At 70.1% G+C, this 5,306-nt stretch carries 5 protein-coding genes; 1 reads left to right on the forward strand and 4 read right to left on the reverse strand.

What is annotated here, in order from left to right; all coding sequences use genetic code 11:
• Positions 1-30: 30 nt before the first annotated feature.
• The 4 genes from ACNFOC_RS50570 to ACNFOC_RS50585 are packed head-to-tail and all read right to left on the reverse strand — an operon-like array spanning position 31 to position 4,188.
• On the reverse strand, positions 31-1,260 hold the full coding sequence (locus tag ACNFOC_RS50570) for a metal-dependent hydrolase family protein (RefSeq protein ID WP_416965729.1): 1,230 nt from the start codon (positions 1,258-1,260) through the stop codon (positions 31-33).
• Positions 1,257-2,705 (reverse strand): sodium:solute symporter family protein, encoded by a 1,449-nt coding sequence (locus ACNFOC_RS50575; RefSeq protein WP_416965730.1) that lies wholly within the window; start codon positions 2,703-2,705, stop codon positions 1,257-1,259. The genes ACNFOC_RS50570 and ACNFOC_RS50575 overlap by 4 nt, the downstream gene beginning before the upstream one ends.
• Entirely contained in the window at positions 2,702-2,965 is a 264-nt protein-coding gene (locus ACNFOC_RS50580) for a hypothetical protein (protein WP_416965731.1), read from the reverse strand. Before ACNFOC_RS50580 ends, ACNFOC_RS50575 begins: the two co-directional genes overlap by 4 nt.
• On the reverse strand, positions 2,965-4,188 hold the full coding sequence (locus ACNFOC_RS50585; protein ID WP_416965732.1) for a M20 metallopeptidase family protein: 1,224 nt from the start codon (positions 4,186-4,188) through the stop codon (positions 2,965-2,967). Before ACNFOC_RS50585 ends, ACNFOC_RS50580 begins: the two co-directional genes overlap by 1 nt.
• A gap of 180 nt (positions 4,189-4,368) precedes the next feature.
• Between ACNFOC_RS50585 and ACNFOC_RS50590 the strand changes: the two genes are divergently transcribed.
• Positions 4,369-5,306 (forward strand): Lrp/AsnC family transcriptional regulator (locus ACNFOC_RS50590; protein WP_416965733.1); only part of this gene is annotated, 938 nt, incomplete at its 3' end.

Consider the following 5,306-nt stretch of genomic DNA (forward strand, 5'->3'; position numbering starts at 1 on the left):
AATCGACACAGCCCCGCGCCCCTAAAAGCCTCAGTCCCCCTTGTTGCGTCGTACCGCCCTCACCCCGTCCTTCCATACCTCCGTCACGTTGGAAGCGAGCCCCGCGAGGTCGTAAGCGTCGCCCTCCACCAGGACCAGGTCTGCTCTGTTGCCCGGTTCTACGGTGCCCAAGTCGTCGTAACCCAGTAGGCGGGCCGCCGAAGACGTGGTCGCCGCCAGCACCTCGCCCGGAGTCATGCCGCAGGCCTGCATCAGGGGGAGTTCGTCGAGGTTGGTGCCGTGGGGGCCGATGCCGCTGTCTGTGCCCATGGCTATGCGGACGCCTGCTTCTGCGGCTCGGCGTACCGAGTCGGCGTGGGCCTCGGTGACCTCCTTGGCCTTGCGGAGCATGGCTTCGGGGATCTGGATGCCGGACTCGGCCGCGCGGATCACCGACACCGGGGCGATCAGGGTGGGGACCAGCCAGGTGTCGTGTTGCAGCATGAGGTCGATCGCCTCGTCGTCCAGGTGGATGCCGTGTTCTATGGAGCGGACTCCGGCTCGGACGGCGTTCTTGATGCCGTCCGCGCCTTGGGCGTGGGCCATGACGTAGCGGCCCTGGGCGGTCGCCTCGGTCACCAGGATGTCCAGTTCCTCCGGGGTGAACTGGCTGTGGCGGGGGTCGTCGCGTGGGGAGAGGACGCCGCCGGTGGTGCACACCTTGAGGACCTCGGCGCCGGCCCTCAGCAGGGTGCGGGCGGTGCGGCGCATCTCGTCGGGGCCGTCGGCCATCGCGGGTGGGCGGCCCGGGTGCGGTACGGCGAGGCCGGCGCACTGGCCCGAGGGCATCCAGGGGTCGCCGTGGCCGCCGGTCTGGGTGATCAGGCCGATGGAGATCTGGACCCGGGGGCCCGTCAACAGGCCGTCCTCCACTGCCTGTTTGATGCCCAGGTCGGCGCCCGCCGCGTCGCGGACCGTGGTGATGCCTGCTTCGAGGGTGCGACGCAGGTTCACGGCCGCCTCGTAGAACTGGTACGAGAACGGCTTCTGCAACGCCCCCAGCAGGCCTATGCCGTTGAGCGTGAGGTGGACGTGGCAGTCGAAGAGGCCCGGCAGCAACGTGCGGCCTGTGCAGTCGACTTGGGTGTCGCCGTCCAGGCCTGTGCCGACGTCGACTATGCGGCCGTCGGACACGACCACGTCTGCGGGGGCCGGGTCTGCGCCGGTGCCGTCGAAGACGAGGCCGCCCGTGAAGACCGTACGGAGTGCGGAGTTGTTCATGCCGTCATCGCAACCTGCTTGTCGGGGGCGGGAGTTGTCCTGCGGGCCAGGAAGCGTTCCGCGGGTGCCGCGAGGGTCAGGACGATCAGGTTCGCGGCCAGGCCGATCAGGCCCACGTTGACGTTGCCCGCCAGGTCCTTGTTCCAGAACGTCAGCCAGATGACGGCCAGTTCGCCCACGAACAGGCCCGCCAGGACCGGGACCTTGCCCACCGGGCGGCGGGTCAGGAAGCCCAGGGCGATGGCGGGGGCCAGTTGGACGGTGCCGCTGTAGGTGAGGAGTAGGAGGTTGGCCAGCAGGTCCGGGCGGAAGATTGCCAGCAACAGTGACAGGCCGCACGCCGCCACCACCGTGCCGTGGTTGATCCAGAACTGGGTGCGTTCGCCCTGTACGCGGGCGATGTTGCGGGCCACCAGGGAGGAGATGCCGATCAGGATGCCCGCCGCCGGGACCATCGCCGTCGCGATGGCCGCGATCACCACCAGGCCCGTCGCCCACGCGGGCAGGACCTGCTTGCTCAGGGTCAGCAGGATGCCGTTGGCCGAACTGCCCGGCTTGAGCACGAGGATCGCGGCGAAGCCGACGATGATCGGCATCAAAAGGCAGAGTTCGTAGAGGGGCATCCAGGTGTAGTTGCGGCGCAGGACCTTGGGGTCGCGGGCGGACATCACGGCGGGCCACGCGTGCGGCAGGCACATCAGGCCTACGCCGATCGCGCTGACCAACATGCTTGTGGTGAACCAGACTTGGTCGGCGGGGCCCGCGTGGATCGTCAGCATCTCGGGGTGCAGCTTGTCGATGCGGTGGAACATCGCGCTGACGCCGCCCGCGAAGTGGGAGGGAATGGCGACCAGGAGCACGCCCAGGACGATCAGCATCACGACGTCCTTGAAGTACGACGTCATCGCGACGCCGTGCAGGCCCGCCCACAGGACGAAGGCCACGACCAGAACGCTGCCGATGATCATGCTCAGGGTGCCGGACGACGAGTTGCCGGTGACCAGCTGGACGATCAACCCCAGCCCGGTGATCTGGAGTTGGAGGTACGGGAGGACGAAGACGACGCCCAGGACGGCCGCGACCGTGCCGAGCAACTTGCTGTCGTAGCGGTCCTCCAGGTAGTCGCCCTGGGTGAGGTAGCCGCGCTCCTTGCCCAGCGACCACAGGCGCTTGGCGAGGAAGAACAGCACCATGTAGCCGATGGGGACGTACGGGAGGGCGTACAGGGCCGCCACTCCGCCGCTGAACGCGAGGCCCGCCATGCCGAGGAAGGTGAAGGTGGTGAACACCTCGCCGGCCTGGAGGAACCACATGCTCACCGCGCCGAAGTTCCGTCCGCCGACGGCCCATTCGGACAGGTCGGCGGCGGGCTTGCGGCGGCCGGCGAAGCCGAGGACGCCGATCAGCACGATGCCGGTGAACGTCATGATCAGGATGGTCGTCACTTGTCGGTCCCCCCGGCGGCGATCGTGGTGGTGTCGGTGGTGTCGGTGGTGTCGCCGGTCTCGGTCGACTCGGCTGTCTCGCGGGCCATCTGACGCTCCGTCAGCAGCAGCGCGGGCGTGCACATCACGCACCATGCCGCGCCCCACACGAGCATCCGGGGCAGGCCGAACCACAGCCCGTCGGTGTTCACGAACGGCAGGAAGGGCATCACGGCCAGCGCGAGCGCCGGCACGGCGGGGATCAGGTGGTAGGGGCGCACTACGCCTCCTTGGCAAGGGAGTTGAGACGGTCCAGTCGGCGAACGGCGAGTTCGGCGAGCAGGGCGGAGCCGTCGGAGACAACGCTGTCGTCGAAGGCGGCGAGCGGGGAGTGGTTGCCGGGCGCGGTCTCCGGGTCGCCGGTGGTGTCGGCGCCCAGGAAGACGAAGGCGCCCGGCACCCGGTCCAGGACCCGGGAGAAGTCCTCCGAGCCGGTGATCGGGTCGGCCAGCGGCGCGAAGCGCTCCTCGCCGAAGGCCTCGCGGACCGTGTCGGCGAGGAAGTCGTGCTCGGCGACGTGGTTGACGGTGAGCGGGTACTCGGGGACGAAGTCGACCTCGGCGGTGAGGCCGTGGGCGGCCGCGATGCCCTCGCAGAGGCGTACGGCGACCTCGGCGGCGCGCTCGGCGGCGGCCGGGGTGAAGGTGCGGACGGTCGCCTCGAAGACGGCCTCGTCCGGGATGATGTTGCGCCGGGTGCCGGCGTGGAAGGTGCCGACGGTGACCACGACCGGGTCGAAGACGTCGAAGCGCCGGGTCACCATCGTCTGTAGCGCGGTGACCATCTCGCAGGCCACCGGCACCGGGTCCAGCGCGGCATGCGGCCGCGAGCCGTGCCCGCCGGCTCCTGCGACCCGTACGTGCAGGCCCGCCGAGGCCGCCATCAGCGTGCCGGGGCGGGAGCTGAAGACGCCGGTGGGGTACGACGACGAGCTGACGTGCAGTCCGTAGGCCGCGTCGACCGGGCGGCCCGCCGCCGTCAGGACGCCCTCCTCGACCATGTGCCCGGCGCCGTCCCAGCCCTCCTCCCCCGGCTGGAACATGAACACCACGTCCCCGGCGAGGCTCTCGCGCCGGCCGGCGAGCAGCCGGGCGGCGCCGACGAGTCCGGCGGTGTGCAGGTCGTGGCCGCAGGCGTGCATGGCGCCGTCGATGCGGGAGGTGAACTCCGCGCCGGTGCGCTCGGTGACCGGCAGACCGTCCATGTCTCCGCGCAGCAGTACGACGGGGCCCGGCCCGGCGTTGGGTGCTCCGCCGCGCAGGACCGCCGTCACGGAGGACAGTGACGTGCCGGTGCTGATCTCCAGCGGCAGTCCGTCCAGCGCGGCCAGCACCTTCTCCTGCGTTCGCGGCAGGTGCAGGCCGATCTCCGGTTCCTGGTGCAACGCCCGGCGCAGGACGGCCAGTTCGCCCTGGAGCTCGCGTGCGTCGTCTCTCAGAGTCATCCCGTTCCCCTCGTAGGTCACTCCCGCAACTCCAGGACGCTGCCCAGCCGGGCGGACGCTCGTGCGCCGGGCGCCGTACGGAACGCGCTTCTGGTCGGCAATGATGAGAGGGCGGTGCATCACCGCAGCAAATTCTGGAGAGATCCGCCGTACGACGACCGCCAATCCGAGGGATCCGCCATGCTGTCCGAATCCGACCTCGCTCTGGTCAACGCGTTGCAGCTCCGGCCGCGCGCCCCCTGGTCGCTGATCGGCAGAGCGCTGGGGGTGGGGCCGGTGACGGTCGCCCGGCACTGGGACCGGCTGGTCGAGCGGCGTGAGGCGTGGCTGACCGCCTATCCGGGCGCGGCGGTGGGGGAACGGCTGGCCTTCGCGTTCGTGCAGGTGGACTGCGCGCCCGGCGAGGCGATGCGGGTGGCGCGCACGGTGGCCGGCGACGCGCAGTTGACCGCCGTCGACTATGTGGCGGGGCCCTGCGATCTGGTGCTGCATCTGGTGGCGTCGAGCCTGGAGGGGGTGTCCCGGTATGTCGTCGACCGGGTCTCGGGGCTGCGCGGCGTGGTGGGGACGCGGACGTTGGTGGCGCCGCGGATGTATGCGGAGGGAAGCCGGTGGCAGGTGCGGGCGATCTCGCGTGAGCAGCGGGGGTTGCTCATGGCGGCGGAGCCCTCGTCCTCGCCGGGGATGTCGCCTCGGTTCGGGGAGCTGGACCGGGATCTGTTGCTTGCCCTGGGGGAGAACGCCCGTGCCTCGCATGCGGAGTTGGCTTCGCGGCTGGGGGTTGGCGCGAGTACCGTCCGGCGGCATTTGGGGGCGGCTCTGGCGGGTGGGGTGATTCGGTTGCGGTGTGAGATCGCTCGGTCTCTGTCGCCTGCGCCGGTGACGATGTTGTTGTGGTTGCGGGTGCCGCCGGATCAGTTGGAGCGGTCGGCTCGGACGCTGGGTCGGTTTCCTGAGGTGCGGATGTGCGCGGCGGTCAGTGGGGCGGCGAATTTGCTGGTCGGGGTGTGGTTGCGGTCTGCGGGGGATGCGGTGGGGTTGGAGAGCGAGATGGTGGCGAAGTTGTCCCGGTTGGAGATTGTTGATCGGGCGGTGACGTTGCGGCCGGTGAAGTTGGG

Source organism: Streptomyces colwelliae, from assembly GCF_048158785.1.
In the GTDB taxonomy this organism is placed as follows: Bacteria; Actinomycetota; Actinomycetes; order Streptomycetales; family Streptomycetaceae; genus Streptomyces.

What these genes read in the sequence shown, in the direction of transcription:
- ACNFOC_RS50570 (WP_416965729.1), bottom strand. Translation starts at nt 1,260, where the DNA reads ATGAACAACTCCGCACTCCGTACGGTCTTCACGGGCGGCCTCGTCTTC.
- ACNFOC_RS50585 (WP_416965732.1), bottom strand. Translation starts at nt 4,188, where the DNA reads ATGACTCTGAGAGACGACGCACGCGAGCTCCAGGGCGAACTGGCCGTC.